This window comes from Halomonas sp. AOP7-B1-5 (genome assembly GCF_052353045.1).
Classification (GTDB): Bacteria; Pseudomonadota; Gammaproteobacteria; order Pseudomonadales; family Halomonadaceae; genus Vreelandella; species Vreelandella colorata.
In genome coordinates this window covers 24,496-42,086 of record NZ_JBQTDC010000036.1, presented here as the reverse complement: position 1 = coordinate 42,086, position 17,591 = coordinate 24,496, and the positions used below count along the sequence as shown (strand labels likewise).

The 17,591-nt window shown below is 54.1% G+C and carries 15 protein-coding genes; 12 read left to right on the top strand and 3 right to left on the bottom strand.

Annotation, left to right across the window (positions count from 1 at the left end; all coding sequences use genetic code 11):
* On the top strand, positions 1 to 1,226 hold a 1,226-nt coding region (locus ACT3XD_RS15690), incomplete at its 5' end, for a sensor histidine kinase (protein ID WP_444280608.1).
* 99 nt (positions 1,227 to 1,325) lie between these two features.
* Here the strand turns inward: ACT3XD_RS15690 and tsaA are convergent.
* Positions 1,326 to 2,045 carry a tRNA (N6-threonylcarbamoyladenosine(37)-N6)-methyltransferase TrmO gene (gene tsaA, locus ACT3XD_RS15685; protein WP_192539159.1) on the bottom strand — a complete coding sequence of 240 codons (720 nt, stop codon included), beginning with the start codon at positions 2,043 to 2,045 and terminating at the stop codon, positions 1,326 to 1,328.
* 147 nt (positions 2,046 to 2,192) lie between these two features.
* On the opposite strand from tsaA, the gene ACT3XD_RS15680 reads away from it, so the two are divergent.
* Positions 2,193 to 2,723 carry a GNAT family N-acetyltransferase gene (locus ACT3XD_RS15680; protein ID WP_192539139.1) on the top strand — a complete coding sequence of 177 codons (531 nt, stop codon included), beginning with the start codon at positions 2,193 to 2,195 and terminating at the stop codon, positions 2,721 to 2,723.
* 6 nt (positions 2,724 to 2,729) lie between these two features.
* On the opposite strand, the gene nadC is transcribed toward ACT3XD_RS15680, so the two are convergent.
* A complete protein-coding gene (gene nadC, locus ACT3XD_RS15675) occupies positions 2,730 to 3,584 on the bottom strand; it encodes a carboxylating nicotinate-nucleotide diphosphorylase (RefSeq protein ID WP_192539140.1) in 855 nt (284 codons plus the stop codon).
* Between the two features lie 96 nt (positions 3,585 to 3,680).
* Between nadC and ampD the strand changes: the two genes are divergently transcribed.
* The 7 genes from ampD (at position 3,681) to ACT3XD_RS15640 (ending at position 13,081) form a co-directional block, all read left to right on the top strand.
* The gene (gene ampD / locus ACT3XD_RS15670; protein ID WP_192539160.1) at positions 3,681 to 4,265 is read left to right on the top strand and encodes a 1,6-anhydro-N-acetylmuramyl-L-alanine amidase AmpD; all 585 of its coding nucleotides are present in this window, start codon (positions 3,681 to 3,683) and stop codon (positions 4,263 to 4,265) included.
* Positions 4,266 to 4,647: 382 nt separating this feature from the next.
* Positions 4,648 to 7,320, top strand: coding sequence for a pyruvate dehydrogenase (acetyl-transferring), homodimeric type (aceE, locus tag ACT3XD_RS15665; protein WP_192539141.1), 2,673 nt, complete (start codon positions 4,648 to 4,650; stop codon positions 7,318 to 7,320).
* 59 nt (positions 7,321 to 7,379) lie between these two features.
* Entirely contained in the window at positions 7,380 to 9,443 is a 2,064-nt protein-coding gene (aceF, locus tag ACT3XD_RS15660; protein WP_192539142.1) for a pyruvate dehydrogenase complex dihydrolipoyllysine-residue acetyltransferase, read from the top strand.
* A gap of 298 nt (positions 9,444 to 9,741) precedes the next feature.
* The gene (adk, locus tag ACT3XD_RS15655; RefSeq protein WP_192539143.1) at positions 9,742 to 10,395 is read left to right on the top strand and encodes an adenylate kinase; all 654 of its coding nucleotides are present in this window, start codon (positions 9,742 to 9,744) and stop codon (positions 10,393 to 10,395) included.
* Between the two features lie 108 nt (positions 10,396 to 10,503).
* Positions 10,504 to 11,202: a tRNA (adenosine(37)-N6)-threonylcarbamoyltransferase complex dimerization subunit type 1 TsaB gene (gene tsaB / locus ACT3XD_RS15650; protein ID WP_192539144.1), complete on the top strand. Its 699-nt coding sequence runs from the start codon at positions 10,504 to 10,506 to the stop codon at positions 11,200 to 11,202.
* Complete coding sequence (locus ACT3XD_RS15645) at positions 11,199 to 11,906, top strand: class I SAM-dependent methyltransferase (RefSeq protein WP_192539145.1); 708 nt, start codon at positions 11,199 to 11,201, stop codon at positions 11,904 to 11,906. The genes tsaB and ACT3XD_RS15645 overlap by 4 nt, the downstream gene beginning before the upstream one ends.
* Before the next feature lie 47 nt (positions 11,907 to 11,953).
* Entirely contained in the window at positions 11,954 to 13,081 is a 1,128-nt protein-coding gene (locus ACT3XD_RS15640; RefSeq protein WP_192539146.1) for a phospholipase D-like domain-containing protein, read from the top strand.
* A 25-nt stretch (positions 13,082 to 13,106) separates the two neighbouring features.
* On the opposite strand, the gene ACT3XD_RS15635 is transcribed toward ACT3XD_RS15640, so the two are convergent.
* On the bottom strand, positions 13,107 to 13,775 hold the full coding sequence (locus ACT3XD_RS15635; RefSeq protein WP_192539147.1) for a YecA/YgfB family protein: 669 nt from the start codon (positions 13,773 to 13,775) through the stop codon (positions 13,107 to 13,109).
* 69 nt (positions 13,776 to 13,844) lie between these two features.
* On the opposite strand from ACT3XD_RS15635, the gene ACT3XD_RS15630 reads away from it, so the two are divergent.
* From ACT3XD_RS15630 to ACT3XD_RS15620, 3 genes are all read left to right on the top strand, one after another.
* Positions 13,845 to 14,426 carry a SprT family zinc-dependent metalloprotease gene (locus ACT3XD_RS15630; protein ID WP_192539148.1) on the top strand — a complete coding sequence of 194 codons (582 nt, stop codon included), beginning with the start codon at positions 13,845 to 13,847 and terminating at the stop codon, positions 14,424 to 14,426.
* Between the two features lie 169 nt (positions 14,427 to 14,595).
* On the top strand, positions 14,596 to 16,545 hold the full coding sequence (gene acs / locus ACT3XD_RS15625) for an acetate--CoA ligase (protein WP_192539149.1): 1,950 nt from the start codon (positions 14,596 to 14,598) through the stop codon (positions 16,543 to 16,545).
* 272 nt (positions 16,546 to 16,817) lie between these two features.
* Complete coding sequence (locus tag ACT3XD_RS15620; RefSeq protein WP_018916303.1) at positions 16,818 to 17,480, top strand: LuxR C-terminal-related transcriptional regulator; 663 nt, start codon at positions 16,818 to 16,820, stop codon at positions 17,478 to 17,480.
* Positions 17,481 to 17,591: the final 111 nt, after the last annotated feature.

Sequence of the window (17,591 nt, the reverse complement as noted above, 5' to 3'; positions counted from 1 at the left end):
TTGTTATTGTTGGGCAAAGCCAGGCAACACTTCTAAGTTGGTTCAAGCAAGAGTTAAATCTTTTATACCAAGAGCCTGCTATTTTGTCGTATAAAGAGCAAGCGCTTAACCTTAATTCAGGCAGTAAGTTACATCAGCAGTCTCAGGCACTTGAGTTTGCGTTAGATCGTATTGTCGAGGGGCGTCGTTTTATTTTTGATGCTATGCATTCTTTACCACTGCCTATTTTTATTTTAAACAAAGAGGGAGGGGTGTTGTTAGCTAATAAGAAGGCTTTGAAGCTTCATGGAAAAAACAACTCCTGTAGTATTGAGCATATCGAAGATTTGCCAAAAGCCCTGACGTTTGAAGAAAGCCAGACGTTCGCATCCTTATGGCCGCCTACCACTATCTTTGGAATGAGAGATAAGCACATTCGTACAGGGGGAGTATGTACCGATGAACAAGGCAGTACTTATCGATTAGAAATGAGCCGTCTGGCTACGTCCGTGAGTAGTATTGGAGAAGGCTGGTTACTATGGTTGGTTGATTTAACAAGTGAGGTGGAAGCTGAAGCACAGCGCGCCAGCATGTTAAGGTTTCTTTCTCATGATATGAAAGCGCCGCAAACCAGGGCTCTAGCTCTTATTGACGCTCAGCGCGAGCCAGAATTAGCCCTGCCTCAGAAAGTTTTTTATCAGACTATAGAAAAAGACTTGAGTGTGGGAGTGGGAATGATCAATGATTTCATTGACCTCACGAGGATGAAAACACTTAACTTTGAAAAATCTTTTATTTTGCTAGAGGATATAGTGATAGAGGTATTGGATCAGATTTTTCCCCTCTCTCAGACCAAGGGGGTTAAAATAATTAGCACTTGTAATGACGAAGAGGGAGCGCCCGTGATGGGGGATAAAGGCTATCTCTCAAGAGCTATATTTAACTTGATCGAAAATGCCGTAAAATATAGCTATCATGAAGGAGAGATTCTTGTACACATTTTTGTAAATAACAAATGGGTATATTTAAATGTTCTTGATAAAGGTGTGGGTGTCGAGAGTAAAGATGTCGATGTTATCTTTGAAGACTATAGGCGTAGTGGTGAATATAATATGGCGCAAGGACATGGCCTTGGCTTAGCTTTAGTAAAAGCTGTAGCAGAAATCCATGGTGGTAATGTGTCCTGTAAAAGTGAGTTGGGACTGGGGAGCCATTTTATATTCAAGATTCCAAGACTTGAGGATTAAAATGCTTACGAATTCGGCGGTGTGATCGAAGCCTACGAAGAAGTAGGCCGCCGTCTGGGCATCACGTTTCCCGCTTAACGTAGCGCATTAGCCTGAAGCTTAGTCGATAGCCACCACCTCTAACGTGGTGGCTTCGTCGTTTTGGAGGGCGCGAAATTTCACGTCCACATCGCGCAGGCGCACGCCATAGGTATGTCCTGGCGCTTCACCTCGTTTATAGGCGGGGCGGGGGTCCTGGCTTAGCACCTGCTCGATAAGGGCATGCAGCGTGGCGCTATCGGCGCGGGTGGTTAGCACATCCAATGCTGATTGGCTGAAAATTACGTGCAGTAACGCAGGTGCCTCAGGGGCAAAGCCCGCCTGGGCGGAAGGGTGGGCTTCGGCCCAGGGTAAGTAAGGCTTAATGTCGACTATCGGAGTGCCGCTGACCAGATCACACCCTTCGAGCCTTAACTGAACTCCGTGGCGTGTGTCGATGCCCGCGAGCTTCACCAGTGAAAGCCCTAGCCGATTAGGCCGGTGGGTGCTACGGCTGGCAAATACGCCCACTTTACGATTACCTCCCAGCCGGGGCGGGCGCACTAGCGGTGTCCAGCGCTCGGGGCTTTGGTGGAAGATAAATGTCACCCACAGATGACTAAAATCATCCAGGCCACGCACGGTTAACGGGTCGTTATAAGGGGGCACCAGTATCAGGCGGGCATCCGCCGCAGGGGCTAAGCCCGGTTGACGGGGAATACCAAACTTATCCGGGTAGTCGCTCTCAACGTAGCCTATAGGAGCCAATGTAAAAGACTCACTTTCGGGGCCATTGTGCATCATGCTGCCTTATGCTGAGATAGGCGCCCTAGTATAAAGCAGACTGAACAGAATTCAGCCTGACACCGAGTATTGAACGCTCCCAATTTTTTAATAACAGCTGGCTTTCGAGAACAGCTTGTTTTCGATAACAGCGAGAGGTGATGCATGTCTAATACCAAGGTGCCTTCTGAGCCTAAAGCATCGACTGCCCGGGTAACCTATCGCGCCGCATTAGCGCGGGACGCCGTGGATCAGGCTGAGGTGTTTTATCATGCGGTCATGCAAGGCGCAGCAAACCATTATGAGCTGAGTCAGCGCCGCGCCTGGGCCAATGCGCTGCCCCGCGAGGCGAGTGCCTGGGCAGCCCGTCAGGCGCTTTACACAACGCTGGTAGCCGTTTGTGATGGGCACTGCGTCGGCTTCTTAGAGTTTAATGCTCCAAAAGGGCGTATCGAGACGCTTTATGTCTGGCCTTCATTAACTGGTCGAGGCATCGGTACCACGCTGTTGATTCACGCCGAACGTATGCTGCTCGAACAGGGCATTGATCGGGTCGAAATTGAGGCCAGCGTCATGCTGTTTGACCGACTGCTGCGCCGAGGATGGGAAAACCTGGGCGAGCAGTGGGTCGAGCGAAGCGGTGAGTCGCTTAAGCGCTATCGACTGGAAAAACGCCTGAGCGCTATTGAGACCTGAGTGCGCCTATACGCTATAGGTATGGGTGACTCGCATGGAAAGGTCGATGGATTTAATGTCCTTGGTCAGCGCGCCGCTGGAAATACAGTCAACGCCGGTGTCGGCAATGGCTTTGAGCGTTGTAGCATCGACGTTGCCCGAGGCCTCAAGCGTTGCCCGCCCGCCGTTTAGCTCAACCGCAACGTGCAAATCTTCAATGGCGAAATTATCCAGCATGATGATATCGGCACCGGCCGCCAGGGCCTGATCAAGCTCTTCAAACGTCTCGACTTCAACTTCAACCAGTAGGTTGGCGGCTAGCGCTCGTGCCTGAGTCACTGCTGCCTGAATGCCGCCGCACGCCGCAATATGGTTCTCTTTGATAAGAAAAGCGTCCCAAAGGCCAATGCGGTGATTGTGACCGCCGCCGCAGGTGACGGCATATTTCTGCGCCAGGCGCAGTCCAGGAAGCGTTTTACGGGTATCCAGCAGACGCACCCCGCAACCCTCGATTAAATCGACATTAGCGCGCGTGGCGGTCGCCGTAGCCGACAGAGTTTGCAGTATATTAAGCGCTGCACGCTCGCCGGTTAGCAGGCTACGTGCGGGCCCTTCAAGCTCTAAAAAACATTGCTCTGGATTTAGTGAGTCGCTATCGGCCGCCAGCCAGCGTAGCGTGACCCGCTCATCTAATTGGTGAAAAATTTCATCCACCCAGGCCTTACCGCATAGTACGCAAGCTTCACGGGTAATTACCTTCGCGGTCGCCCAATGATTCTCTGGGATAAGCTGTGCGGTAATATCGCCAGTGCCAACGTCTTCGGCTAGCAGGTGAGCCACGCCGGTGCGGATCTCTTCGGCAAGCGCAATTTGATCATTCATAACGGTGAGTTCTCTGGGCAACATCAAGTGTGACCGGCATTATAGTAAAAGAGCGCAATGAAAGAGAGCGCCAACGTAGAGGAGACCTTTCGAGTGATGAATAACGAGATGACGGATGGCTGGTGGAAATACGCGCGAAAGGTCGAGTCGCCCAACTGCGATGAGCGCCCCGGCGATGAGGTGTCTTTGCTGGTACTGCACGCGATTAGCCTACCGCCAGGGCAGTTTAGTGGTTCGGCGATTGAGGCACTGTTTACCAATCGGCTGGCAGTGGAGGATCACCCATTTTTTTCCGAAATTGCTCATCTATGTGTCTCAGCGCATTTGTTGATTCGTCGGGATGGCGAGTGTGTTCAGTTTGTAAATACAGATCAGCGCGCCTGGCACGCAGGGCGCTCACAGTGGTGGGATAATGGCTTAAAAGAACAGCGCCGGACGCTCAACGATTTTTCAGTAGGCATTGAGCTTGAAGGCGATGATATTACCCCGTTTACCAAGGCCCAATATCAAGCCTTGGTGAAAGCGACTGAATGGTTGATCGCCCGCTATCCGAGGCTAAACGCTTCGCGTATTACCAGCCATGCGTATGTTGCTCCACTGCGCAAAACCGACCCCGGTCCGGCGTTTGATTGGGCATATTTTTACCAATTGTTGACCGCAAGAAGGCTTGATGCACTTTAAATACCTATGTTAAGCCCTTCAACTATAAGAAAATAAAACGGTAGTTTAGCTACACTATTGATCGCCGGAGAATCTGGAAACAATTTTTGAAATTGCTTATGTTGCGGTGCAATAGTTTGTTTTCGATGGGCTTTTACGCTGTTCTGTAATTGGCAGCGTGGCGACTTTGCGGTATCTTCCTATATACAAAAGACTAACTTTTACGAAATTTGTGTAGCTTTACTACATTGAGTTCACTGTAGCTCATTGAATCTAGAGCAAAAAAGACTTAAGCGTTACCGCGCCAATGCTGTTCTGCGGTGGCCACCAATCATCGCAGCTGCCCCAAGCCCACGTGGGTTAGCGGGGCTCATGTCATTTATCGTCATTCGGAGAGACCTCTATGAGTCTGGAGACAAGAGAAGATCTCGATCCGATCGAAACCACGGAGTGGCTGGAATCCCTGGAATCGGTACTGGATCGTGAGGGCGAAGATCGCGCCCGTTACCTGATGACCCGCTTGGCGGATCGCTTACGCCGTGACGGGATGAAGGTACCCTTCTCGGTGACAACCCCGCACCGCAATACGATTCCGCTTCATCGTGAAGCGCCGATGCCTGGTGATCTGTTTATGGAGCGGCGTATTCGCTCCTTAATCCGCTATAACGCGATCGCCCAGGTCATTCGTAATAACCGGGCAAACCCCGGGCTTGGCGGCCATATTGCAAGTTTCATGTCCTCTGCGACGCTTTATGATGTGGGCTTTAACCACTTCTTCCGCGCAGCGAAGGACGATTTTGCGGGCGACCTGATCTATATTCAGGGCCACGTCGCGCCAGGTATTTATGCGCGTTCCTTCCTGGAAGGCCGTCTGTCTGAAGAACAGATGGACAAGTTCCGTCAGGAAGTGGATGGCGACGGTCTGTCGTCCTACCCGCACCCGTGGCTGATGCCGGATTACTGGCAGTTCCCGACGGTTTCTATGGGGCTTGGTCCGATCCAGGCGATCTATCAGGCCCACGTGATGAAGTATCTGCATCATCGCGAAATGAAAAACATGTACGATCGTAAGATCTGGTGTTTCCTGGGCGATGGCGAGTGCGACGAGCCAGAATCCTTAGGCGCTATTTCGCTTGCTGGCCGTGAAAACCTGGATAACCTGATCTTCGTTATCAACTGCAACCTGCAGCGTCTGGACGGCCCGGTACGCGGTAACTCCCGCGTTATGGACGAGTTTGAAGGCGTCTTCCGCGGTGCTGGCTGGAACGTGATTAAAGTGGTTTGGGGTCGCCATTGGGATCCGCTGTTTGAGAAGGATAAGAAAGGCTTCCTTCAAAAACGTATGGACGAAGCAGTCGATGGTGAGTACCAGAACTACAAAGCCAACGGCGGTGCTTACACCCGTGAACACTTCTTTGGTAAATATCCTGAAACCGAAGAAATGGTTAAAGAGCTTTCCGATGAAGATATCTGGAAACTCAATCGCGGCGGCCACGACCCGTTCAAGGTATATTCGGCCTATCATGAAGCCGTCAACTCCTCTAATGGTAAGCCAACGGTAATCCTTGCGCATACCGTTAAAGGTTACGGTATGGGTAGCGGCGATGGCGAAGCAGCCAACGAGGCGCACCAAGTCAAGAGCATGGAATACGAAGCGCTGAAGAAATTCCGCGACCGCTTCGGTATTCCGCTTTCTGACGAGCAGCTCAAGGAAGTGCCGTACTACAAGCCGGAAGATGATTCTCCCGAGCTCAAGTACATGCACCTGCAGCGTGAGCGTTTGAACGGTTACCTGCCAAGCCGCAAAAGTGACTTCGAAGCACTGGAAATTCCCACCCTCGAAGACAAGGTCTTTGCTTCGCAAATGGGTGGCTCGAAGGGCCGTGAAGTTTCTTCCACCATGTCGTTTGTACGCGTGCTTAACGGCTTGGTGAAAGATAAGAAACTTGGCAAGCAGGTGGTGCCGATTATTCCTGATGAGGCACGTACCTTCGGTATGGAAGGCATGTTCCGTCAGCTGGGTATCTATACCGCCGAAGGCCAGAAGTACGAGCCGATGGATAAAGGCCAGATCATGTACTACCGCGAGGACCAGAAAGGCCAGGTCCTTGAGGAAGGTATTACGGAAGCGGGCGCGATGTCGGCGTGGATGGCGGCGGCCACTTCCTACAGCAACAACGACGTCACGCTGCTGCCGTTCTATATCTACTACTCCATGTTTGGTTTCCAGCGTATTGGTGACTTGGCGTGGGCGGCAGGTGACCTGCAGGCGCGCGGCTTTATGGTAGGCGGCACCGCTGGGCGTACCACGCTTAACGGTGAAGGTTTGCAACACCAGGATGGTCACAGCTTGATCCAGGCGTCGACTATTCCTAACTGCCGCAGCTACGACCCGACTTACGGTCATGAAGTTGCCGTCATCGTTCAGGATGGCTTGAAGCGCATGTTCACTGATAAAGAGAACTGCTTCTACTATCTGACCGTTATGAACGAGAACTACGAGCATCCGGAGCTTGAGAACGTACCGGTCGACGATATCGTCAAGGGCATGTACCTGCTGCGCGAGACCCAAGGTGATAAGGGTCGCGTTCAGCTGATGGGCTCCGGTACCATCTTGCGCGAAGTCGAAGCCGCCGCTGAGCTGCTCGAAAAAGATTGGGGCATTGGCGCTGACATTTGGAGCGTCACCAGCTTTAACGAACTACGTCGCGAAGCGTTGCTGCTTGAGCGTGAGTCCTTCCTGAACCCGGATGCTGAGGCTACCAAGCCTCACGTTACGAAGTGCCTGGAAGGCCGCGATGGCCCGATCATTGCCTCGACTGACTACATGAAGCTCTACGCGGATCAGGTTCGTGCATGGGTGCCAGGCGACTATACTGTCTTAGGTACCGATGGCTTTGGACGTTCGGACACGCGCGAGAAGCTTCGTTACTTCTTCGAAGTAGATCGTTACTTCGTCACCGTTGCCGCTCTGCGTGCGCTGGCGGAACGTGGCGAAATTGAGCGTAAGCACGTTGGCGAAGCCCTGAAGAAATATGGTATTGACGCCAACAAACCGAACCCGCTGACTAGCTAAACCGCTGCCCGGCGGGTTAAGTACCCGCCGGCTCGATCCGATTTGGAAGGAGCGCGACCTTGAGTAGCGAAATCATCAAAGTGCCCGACATCGGCGGTAGCGAAGGTGTCGAAATCATCGAGATCGCGGTGTCGGAAGGCGACGTCATTGCAGCGGAAGACACCCTGATCACGCTGGAGTCCGATAAAGCCAGCATGGACATTCCTGCCCCGAAGGGCGGCAAAGTCATCAAAGTGCTGGTGAAGGAAGGCGATACCGTTTCCGAAGGCGACGATATCGTTGAGCTGGAAGCTGAAGGCGGCGGCGATGCCGAGGAAGAGGACGACAAGCAAGCGTCTGAACCCGAGCAGAAAGAAGCCCCTGCGGCGGAAGAGAAGCCCAAGACCGAGCAGAAAAGTGCCAAGAAATCCGGCGGTAAGCAGACCGTGGATATCAAGGTGCCCGACCTTGGCGGCTCTGATAACGTTGAAATCATTGAAGTCGCCGTTAGTGAAGGCGATAGTATCGACGCTGAAGATACGCTGATCACCCTGGAGTCCGATAAAGCCTCCATGGATGTACCGAGCCCGCATACCGGTAAAATTGTCGCGTTTACGGTAAAAGAAGGCGATACGGTTTCCGAAGGCGATGTTATCGGCCAGATGGAAATCGAGGGTGAAGGCAACGGTGACGCTGAAGACGCAAGCGAATCTACTGACGCGCCGCAAAGTGCCGAGGATTCCAACGTATCCGACGACCTTGAAGCAGCTTCCGAGACCGCCGAGGAAGAAGGCAACAGCACTGAATCTGAAAGTGCTGAACCAGAACGCAAGGAAGTTCGTGTTCCGGATATTTCAGGCTCCACCGACGTACCGATTATCGAGATTGGTGTCGCGGTAGGCGATGAAATCAACGAAGAAGATGCGTTGATTACGCTTGAATCTGACAAAGCCTCCATGGACGTACCCAGCCCCTATAAAGGCAAGCTCGTCGAGCTGACCGTTAAAGAGGGTGACACCGTTTCTGAAGGCGATGTGATTGGCTATATCGAAGTCGCTGGTGCTAAAAAAGCCGCTTCCAAGCCTGCGCCGAAAAAATCAGCTTCCGAAAAGCCAGCTGAAAAGGGCGCTGCAAAGCCAGATTCTTCTAAACAGAGCGGATCAGCAGGTACGCCTAGCCCTGAAGCGCAGATGGCCGCGCACAAGCCGCGTGATGGTAAGCTGGTACACGCTGGCCCAGCCGTGCGTATGCTGGCGCGTGAGCTTGGCGTCGATATCGGTCTGGTCAAGCCCAGTGGGCCTAAAGAGCGCGTGCTGAAAGAGGATGTGCAGGCCTATGTGAAGCAAGTCATTGCTAATCAGGGCAAGGCGCAAGCCTCCGGCGGAGCAGCAACCGCCACGGGTGGTGCGGGTATTCCGCCGATTCCGGAAGTCGATTTCAGCCAGTTCGGTGAAGTCGAAGAGAAGCCGATGGGTCGCCTGCTTAAAATGGGCGCAACCAATTTGCATCGCAGCTGGCTTAACGTGCCTCACGTTACTCAGTTTGACGAAGCGGATATCACTGAGCTTGAGAACTTCCGTAAGTCGATGAAGGCGGAAGCCGAAGCCCAGGGTGCCAAGCTCACGCCGCTGCCGTTCCTGGTTAAGGCCTGTGCGTTTGCGCTGCGTAAATTCCCGCAGTTCAATGTCAGTCTGAAAGGCGATGGCGAAACGCTGGTATGGAAGAACTACGTCCATATCGGTATTGCGGTGGATACGCCCGATGGCTTGATGGTGCCGGTGCTGCGCGATGCCGACAAGAAATCCTTGATAGAGATTGCCAAGGATATGGCGGAGCTGGGTAAGAAAGCACAAACCAAAAAGCTCAAGCGTGAAGAAATGACCGGCGGCTGTTTCACTATTTCGAGCCTGGGCTCGATTGGTGGTACCGCCTTTACGCCGATCGTGAACGCGCCGGAAGTGGCTATTCTTGGGGTTTCCAAGGCGCAGATGAAGCCAGTCTGGGATGGCAATGCCTTCCAGCCGCGCTTGATGATGCCGTTGTCGCTTTCCTATGACCACCGCGCCATTAACGGGGCTGATGCAGCGCGCTTCACCGCGTTCCTGGCAGATGTACTGACCGATATCCGCCGTCTGCTCCTGTAATGTTATAAACGGAATGAGCGGTAATCGATACGGTTTACCAAGCGGCGCCCAGTGATGGGCGCCGCTCGCGTTTAGGCTTTGTACGAAAAATTATCGGTATCGGCTGACGTTTCGTACAACCCCTGATGCCTTAATAAGAGTGACCAAAGTAGCAGACAAACATCACTTATCTGTTTTATTTAAAAAAAACTCAGAAAAATGCCCCTCTCAGGCTTTTGGGGAGTTGTGCCGCCTGAGTGGCGCGGTTATTGTCGGTTAATACATTGTGTCGCATTTTTTACATTCAAGGAGCAGTGCCATGCGTTTAATCCTGTTGGGTGCCCCCGGCGCGGGGAAGGGGACTCAAGCTCAATATATTTGTGAGCAGTTCAAGATTCCCCAGATTTCCACCGGGGATATGCTGCGCGCGGCGATTAAAGACGGCACGGAGCTGGGGCTAAAAGTAAAAGAGATCATGAACACCGGCGGTTTGGTGTCTGACGAGATCATCATTGATCTGGTGAAAGAGCGCATCAGCCAGCCTGACTGTGAAAACGGTTTCCTGTTCGATGGCTTTCCCCGCACCATCCCGCAAGCCGATGCGATGAAGGACGGTGGCGTAAAAATCGATCACGTGCTTGAGATCGCCGTGCCGGATGAAGAGATCGTGAACCGTTTGGCAGGGCGTCGCGTTCATCCAGCCTCGGGTCGTGTGTATCACGTCGATCACAATCCCCCTAAAGAACCGGGTAAGGATGATGTGACCGGAGAGCAGTTGATTCAGCGTGAGGACGATCAGGAGTCCACAGTGCGTAACCGTCTGTCGGTCTATCACGATCAGACCGCGCCGTTGGTAGATTACTACCAGCAGTGGGCCAGCAGCGACCCGCAGTCGGCGCCTCAATACCACCGCGTTGAAGGTGTGGGTAGCGTTACTGATATTACCCGTCAGGTAAAAGAAGCGCTTAACTGATTACACCTTGTGTAAGCAGTCACCGATGGCCCGCCTAACGCGGGCCATCGTCGTATGGGTGCACTAAAGGTATAATGCCTGGATACTTATCACGAGTGCTGAATCGCTATGTCGTTACACCTTCTTGCGCTAGACGCCTCATCAAGCGCCTGCTCGGTAGCGCTGCTACGCCAGAATGGCGAAACTCACGAGTGCCTAGCGCGCTACGAGATGACGCCACGCGCGCATACCCGGCGACTCATGCCCATGGTGGATGAGCTGTTGGCAGAAGCGCAGATCACCCCGGCGGCACTTGATGCCATTGCCTTTGGGCAGGGGCCTGGGTCGTTCACCGGCTTAAGAATCGCCACAGGTACGGCGCAGGGACTGGCCTTTGGCCTGGATCGCCCGTTACTAGGTGTATCTACACTGAAAGCTCTGGCCTTGCAGGCACATCGGCGTTTTCACCTGCGCTACGTCGTGACGGCGTTGGACGCGCGGATGGGAGAAATCTACGCTGCTACCTGGCACTGCCTGAACGACACCGTTAGCCTTGAGCGCGCCGAGGCAGTACTGCCGCCCGAAGCGTTTTATCTGTCCGAAGACGAAACCGACTGGGTTGGGGTGGGATCAGGCTTTACCCTATGGGAGCGTTTTGCGGCCACGGTACAAGTACGCATGTCCCAGCACCTTGTTGATCTGGAACCACGGGCTGAAGAAATGGCCTGGCTCGGCGCGGAAGATTTAGCGGCAGGTCTTGGGCAACCTGCTCATCTGGCCCAGCCGGTCTATCTGCGTAACAACGTTGCCTGGAAAAAGCCGGCATGAGCCTGTCTGAAACGGCCGTACTGCCCGAAGGGCTTAGGTTGGTGTATGACGAGGGCCGCTTGGTGCTGGCGGGGGATGAAAAGCTTTACGGTAAGCCGTTAAGCGTTGACTTTGCTGCGGGCAAAGCTGCCCATCGCCGCCAATTCGGGGGCGGCCGAGGTCAACTGGTGGCCAAGGCCTGCGGGTTAGCGAAAGGCGTGACGCCAAGCATTGTCGATGCCACCGCAGGACTTGGCCGGGACGCCTTTGTGCTGGCAAGCCTGGGTGCTTGTGTACTGTTGATCGAGCGAGTCGAAGCGATTGCCGCGCTGCTGGAAGACGGCCTGAGACGGGCCGCCAAAGCGCCGGCAATCGCTGAGATAGTGGCGCGCATGACGCTGCGACATGGCGATGCCGTAGCGTCGCTTGAAACCCTGATTGAGGGTGCCGCGTTTGACCCCCAGGTGATTCATCTGGACCCGATGTTTCCGCATCGCGAGAAATCCGCGCTGGTCAAAAAAGACATGCGCCTGTTTCGTGAGCTGGCGGGCGATGATGATGATGCCCCCCGATTGCTGGAAGCCGCACTCGATGTCGCGACGCATCGAGTGGTGGTAAAGCGTCCCCGTAAAGCCCCGCCCATCGAGGGGCCTGCGCCTCAGCATGTGCTGGAAGGCAAGACCAGCCGGTACGATTTGTATGTCAAACAGTCGCTGCATCGTTAGACTGATGTGCATTGCTGATCAAGGACGCCCATAAGGAGCAGGACACTATGCAGTATCAGCCTCAAACATGGCACGAGGGCAACCGGTTTAGCCTACTGCCCGAGGCTTCGCGTTTCTTGCCTGCCATGTTCGACGCCATCGACAATGCAAGCCACTACGTAATGGTAGAGCTTTACTTGATGGAGTCGGGAGAGCTTGCCGACCAGCTTATAGCAGCGCTTGGTAAAGCCGCCCAGCGTGGCATCAGCGTTTACTTGCTGCTTGATGGCTTTGGTGCCATGGGGCTTGCCAGAAAAGACCGTGAGCGGCTTCTGGATGCTGGTGTAGCTCTACGGTTTTTCAATCCGCTGGGGCTACACTCGCTGGCTCGCAACCTGAGTCGTGACCACCGTAAGATTGTGGTCATTGATGGCGACGTTGCCTTTACCGGTGGCTTTGGCGCGGTAGATGAATTCTTAAAGGCATGGTACGAAATTGCCGTGCGTATTGAAGGGCCGGTGGTTGCCGATTGGGAGGCGCTATTTCGGCGGCTATGGCGTTCGCGGTTAACGCGTGCCGACGACAAGCGTTCTCCAGAATCCCTTCCCAAACAGCGCAAAGCGATGGCGTTTGATGATGGCGCCCCAGGGCGCGCAATGCAGGGCAGAGGCTATCGTTATCAAGCAATTCGCCACTCGCTTTATCGCCAGGTGGGTAGGGCTCAGAACCGTCTCTGGTTATGTACGCCTTACTTTGTGCCTACCTTTGCATTGCGCCGCCGCTTGGCTCGTGCAGCCAGGCGTGGGGTCGATGTACGTCTCTTACTTCCTGGCTCCAAGCATGACCATCCCAGCGTGCGTTATGCCGGGCAGCGCTTCTACCAGGCGATGCTGAAAGCGGGCGTGCGCATTTATGAATTCCAGCCCACGTTCATACACGCCAAATTCATACTCGCTGACGAATGGGTGAGTATTGGCTCATGCAATTTCGATCATTGGAATTTGCACTGGAATCTGGAAGCTAATCAGGAAGCCATGGATAAAGGCCTTGCCCAAGACGTGCAGGCGATGTTCGAGCGTAATTTTTCGGCCAGCAAAGAAGTGCTGGCCGAAGAGTGGGCTGCGCGCCCCTGGACACAGCGTGTTTTTGAGTGGGTTTTCGGTACCCTGGACTCAGTAATTACCCGGCTTAAGTAAGGGGCCGCATAACGCGGCCATTTACCTAGCGGCGCTTTTGGCCCTTGGCGGGCGTCTTTTTGCGCGGTTTGGGCTTAGGCGTTTCCGGCGGGACGCGGTAGTGCAAGTACAGATCAAGCACCAGTTCTGGCAATTGCTCTACCAGCGTCTCCTGGCGTGCGCTATCGCTTGCCATCTCGGCCATGTCGGGCTCGTCATCAAATAGCCCGGAAAGCAGCATAAAGGGTAAAAGCAGCGTCGCCGCGGCTTCTTCATCGTCCTGGAACCAGGCGCTTTCGTCGCTGAAGACGCCTTCCATAAAGCCCGCGCACCAGTCGCCGATAGGCGTTTCTTCCGCAGGCAGGCCGTCCAGGGTTAATTCAAAGGGCAGTTCGGGAAGTCCGCCTTGCTCGAGTACCGCCATCGCGTTATCGCGCAGTAGCGTCAACAGGTTAATGATTTCATCGCGCTCGCTATCATCGGCATAGCGCGGTTCGCCTTGAAACAGCTCAGCAAGCCACTGTGCTGGCGATACTTCGCTGGGCGCGACCGCTAGCGCCACCAAAAAACCGTGGGCCGAGATCAGATCCAGCGCGTCCTCGTCTACCTGCTCGGAGTCGAGGAAGTCATCCAGCCTGTCGAGCTGCTCATCGGTAAGCAGTGGCTGAGGAGGGGCGGTGTCTGGCGCGTTTGAATCGTCGGGGCGCTCTGCCATAGCAAGCCTCATGGGTTGAGTCGTTTAAAAAATGATACTAATGGGGAACGATCTTTCAGGCATTCATTAATGGCAAGTTTATCACTAATAGGCGCATCGCTAACGGGTGTATCGCCGCTGCCGCCCTGGCCGAATGATGAGTTGGAAGCTTTGTGTTTAGAAGCCCTGCAGCAAGCCGCTGTTGAGCGTGCTGAACAGGCCTGGGAGCGCTGCCTTGAGGTTTACCCACAGCTGCCGCGCCCAGGCATCTGGTTTGATTTAAAAGGTGCGTCGGCAGGGCAGGCCCACCTGGGGCGGGGCGGCTTACGCTTCAACCTCATCTTGCTCAGTGAAAATCGCAGCGCTTTTTTTGATGAAGTCATTCCCCATGAGATGGCTCACTGGCTGGTCTTTCACCTGCGCGATGGGCAGCGCTTAAAGCCGCACGGGCGCGAATGGCAAAGCGTGATGCGCAATCTGTTTGGTCTGGTGCCTCAGGTTACCCATCGCTTTAATACGCAAAAGGCCCAGCCTGCGCCTTATCGTTACCAGTGCGGCTGTCGTACCCATCAGTTGACGGCCAGACGCCATGGTTTAGTCAAAAAAGGCCGCGGCTATCGTTGTCGCCATTGTCAGCAGATGTTGGTCTATACTCCATGTTCAAAGCCGTAGGTTGCTTCTAGGTTGCTGTTTTTAAATTAAAAATTGCTAATACCAATGTCTAAGAGGAAGGTGTCTAAGGGAGGTTTATGCTAGGGGAACATTTAGTGGTGTCGGGGCAACCAATAATAATACCGACTACATTCCTATTGAGAGTGCGTTTCCACGGACAGAGGCAACTATGAGCGAACATCAAAACGTCTATCCGGTGCGCGATGCTATCGCCGCCAATGCCTGGGCCGATAAAGATAAATTCACGGCCATGTACCAGCAGTCTAAGGATGATCCCGAAGGTTTCTGGGCGGAACAGGCCAAGCGTCTTGACTGGATAAAAGCGCCGACCAAGATCAAGAACACCTCTTTCAAACGCGATAACGTGGATATCCGCTGGTTCGAGGATGGCGTGCTCAACGTAAGCGCGAACTGCCTTGATCGTCATCTGGAAAAGCGTGGCGACCAGACCGCGATTATCTGGGAAGGCGATAACCCTGACGAATCCAAGCATATCAGCTATCGCGAGCTGTACGAGCGCACCTGTCAGCTGGCTAATGCCCTGAAATCACTGGGTATCGAGAAAGGCGATACGGTAACGCTGTACATGCCGATGATTCCGGAAGCGGCCATGGCGATGCTTGCCTGCGCACGGATTGGCGCGGTTCACTCGGTAGTGTTTGGCGGCTTCTCGCCGGACGCGGTGGCTCAGCGGATTATTGGTGCCGATTCCAAGTTGATCATTACCGCCGACGAGTCCGTACGCGGCGGCAAGCAGGTGCCGCTCAAGGAGAACGTCGATTCAGCACTGACCCGCGACGGCACCGATGTCTGCAAGAACGTACTGGTGGTGAAACGCACCGGCGGTGATATTGACTGGGTTGAGGGCCGCGATCTCTGGTTCGATGAGCTGGTCGATCGACAGCTACCCGAGTGCACCGCCGAGCCGATGGGCGCCGAAGACCCGCTGTTCATTCTGTATACCTCAGGTTCCACCGGCGCGCCCAAAGGCCTCAAGCACACCACCGGTGGCTACTTGACATATGCTGCCATGACCCACCAGTACGTGTTCGACTACCAGGATGGCGAGGTCTACTGGTGCAGCGCGGATGTCGGCTGGGTCACCGGACATAGCTATATCGTTTACGGGCCGCTTGCCAATGGCGCGACCACGCTGATGTTTGAAGGCGTGCCAAGCTATCCGACCCACGGTCGCATGGGTGAGATCGTCGATAAGCACAAGGTCAACATTTTATATACCGCACCGACCGCTGTGCGTGCCCTGATGGCCCATGGCGATAACGTCATGGATACCAGTTCGCGCGATAGCCTGCGTCTGCTCGGCTCGGTAGGTGAGCCGATCAACCCGGAAGCCTGGGAGTGGTTTTACCGCGTGATCGGTAATAGCCAATGCCCGATTGTGGATACCTGGTGGCAGACCGAAACCGGCGGCATCATGATTACCCCGCTGCCTGGCGCAATCGACCTAAAACCCGGTTCAGCCACGCTGCCTTTCTTTGGTGTACAGCCGGCACTGGTGGATAACGAAGGCCATCTATTGGAAGGCGCCACTGAAGGTAATCTGGTGATTCTGGATTCCTGGCCGGGGCAGGCACGCTCAATCTGGGGGGATCATGAGCGTTTCGTGCAGACCTATTTTGCGACCTATGATGGCATGTACTTCACCGGTGACGGCTGTCGCCGTGATGAAGACGGCTACTACTGGATTACCGGACGCGTTGATGACGTATTGAACGTATCAGGCCACCGGATGGGTACGGCTGAAATTGAGTCGTCGCTGGTCGCGCACTCAGCCGTTGCCGAAGCCGCGGTCGTAGGCTTCCCTCACGATATCAAGGGCCAGGGTATTTATATCTATGTGACCTTGAATGACGGCATCGACCCCACCGATGAACTCAAGAAAGAGCTGTCGCTTTGGGTGCGTAAAGATATTGGGCCAATTGCGTCTCCCGATGTGATTCAGTGGGCGCCGGGGTTACCCAAAACGCGCTCGGGCAAAATCATGCGGCGTATTCTGCGCAAAATTGCTGCCAACGAATGTGATGGTCTGGGTGACACCAGTACCCTGGCAGATCCGTCGGTGGTTGACGAATTGATTGAGCATAGAGCCAATCAATAGTAGCTTACTACTCAGTGGTTTAAGCTCACTGAGCGCTACCCGACTTGATAAGCGTCAGCCAACAAGAGCGTCGATAGCAGCATACCGCGCTTAAGCGTTGGAGTGCCGGCCACAGAGCCGGCACTGTTGCGTTTAAATGGGTGACATAATGATGACAAAATATGCATGTATACTTGGGCAACAAGAAGCCCTGGGGTACCATGCGTTGACCGTATGAGCCTAGCGTCGTAGCGGCAAGTAATTCCGCTGCACGAGGAACCGGAGGAATATCCATGGCAGTAGCCCATAAGTTTATCGTTGCAGACGACCATCCGCTGTTTCGTGCAGCGCTCACACAGGCCTTGCGCCAATTAGCCCCCCAGGCTGAGATTGTCGAAGCCGACACCATGGAAGCCACAACGGAAGTGGTAAATCGTCATCCCGATGCCGATTTGATTTTGCTGGATTTACATATGCCCGGCGCCCACGGTTTTTCCGGGCTAATTCAATTACGTGGCCAGATGCCGGATATTCCGGTAGCCGTCGTATCGGGCAGCGACGAGCCTTACGTTGTCCGCCGGGCGATCGACTACGGTGCCTCGGGGTTTATTCCTAAATCATCTTCGCTTCAGCTGATTGCCGAGGCGGTAGGCGAAATTCTGCAGGGCGAAGTCTGGCTGCCGGAAGCGCTGGCCAACGTACTGGAAGAAACCAGCGAGGAAGAGTCGCGGTTTGCTGAAGCAATTGCCTCGCTAACCCCACAGCAGTTTCGCGTTTTGAACATGCTGACCGAAGGTCTACTCAATAAGCAGATCGCCTACGAGCTTAATGTTTCCGAAGCGACCATCAAGGCCCACGTAACGGCCATTTTGCGCAAGCTTGGCGTGCATTCACGCACCCAGGCCGTTATTGCCGCCCAGAAGCTGGAAGTCGAGCCGCCTAAAGTCGTGTCATAAGCGCCTGCGCTTATGAAAAAACCTCGCTTACGTTGACCGTAAGCGAGGTTTTTTCTTTATACAGCTCTTTACGGCTTAGGGTTTGTACGAAAAGTCGCTGAGCGAAGGCCA

What these genes read in the sequence shown, in the direction of transcription:
- tsaA (WP_192539159.1), bottom strand. Translation starts at nt 2,045, where the DNA reads ATGCACAATGGCCCCGAAAGTGAGTCTTTTACATTGGCTCCTATAGGC.
- ACT3XD_RS15680 (WP_192539139.1), top strand. Translation starts at nt 2,193, where the DNA reads ATGTCTAATACCAAGGTGCCTTCTGAGCCTAAAGCATCGACTGCCCGG.
- nadC (WP_192539140.1), bottom strand. Translation starts at nt 3,584, where the DNA reads ATGAATGATCAAATTGCGCTTGCCGAAGAGATCCGCACCGGCGTGGCT.
- ampD (WP_192539160.1), top strand. Translation starts at nt 3,681, where the DNA reads ATGAATAACGAGATGACGGATGGCTGGTGGAAATACGCGCGAAAGGTC.
- aceE (WP_192539141.1), top strand. Translation starts at nt 4,648, where the DNA reads ATGAGTCTGGAGACAAGAGAAGATCTCGATCCGATCGAAACCACGGAG.
- adk (WP_192539143.1), top strand. Translation starts at nt 9,742, where the DNA reads ATGCGTTTAATCCTGTTGGGTGCCCCCGGCGCGGGGAAGGGGACTCAA.
- tsaB (WP_192539144.1), top strand. Translation starts at nt 10,504, where the DNA reads ATGTCGTTACACCTTCTTGCGCTAGACGCCTCATCAAGCGCCTGCTCG.
- ACT3XD_RS15645 (WP_192539145.1), top strand. Translation starts at nt 11,199, where the DNA reads ATGAGCCTGTCTGAAACGGCCGTACTGCCCGAAGGGCTTAGGTTGGTG.
- ACT3XD_RS15640 (WP_192539146.1), top strand. Translation starts at nt 11,954, where the DNA reads ATGCAGTATCAGCCTCAAACATGGCACGAGGGCAACCGGTTTAGCCTA.
- ACT3XD_RS15635 (WP_192539147.1), bottom strand. Translation starts at nt 13,775, where the DNA reads ATGGCAGAGCGCCCCGACGATTCAAACGCGCCAGACACCGCCCCTCCT.
- ACT3XD_RS15630 (WP_192539148.1), top strand. Translation starts at nt 13,845, where the DNA reads ATGGCAAGTTTATCACTAATAGGCGCATCGCTAACGGGTGTATCGCCG.
- acs (WP_192539149.1), top strand. Translation starts at nt 14,596, where the DNA reads ATGAGCGAACATCAAAACGTCTATCCGGTGCGCGATGCTATCGCCGCC.
- ACT3XD_RS15620 (WP_018916303.1), top strand. Translation starts at nt 16,818, where the DNA reads ATGGCAGTAGCCCATAAGTTTATCGTTGCAGACGACCATCCGCTGTTT.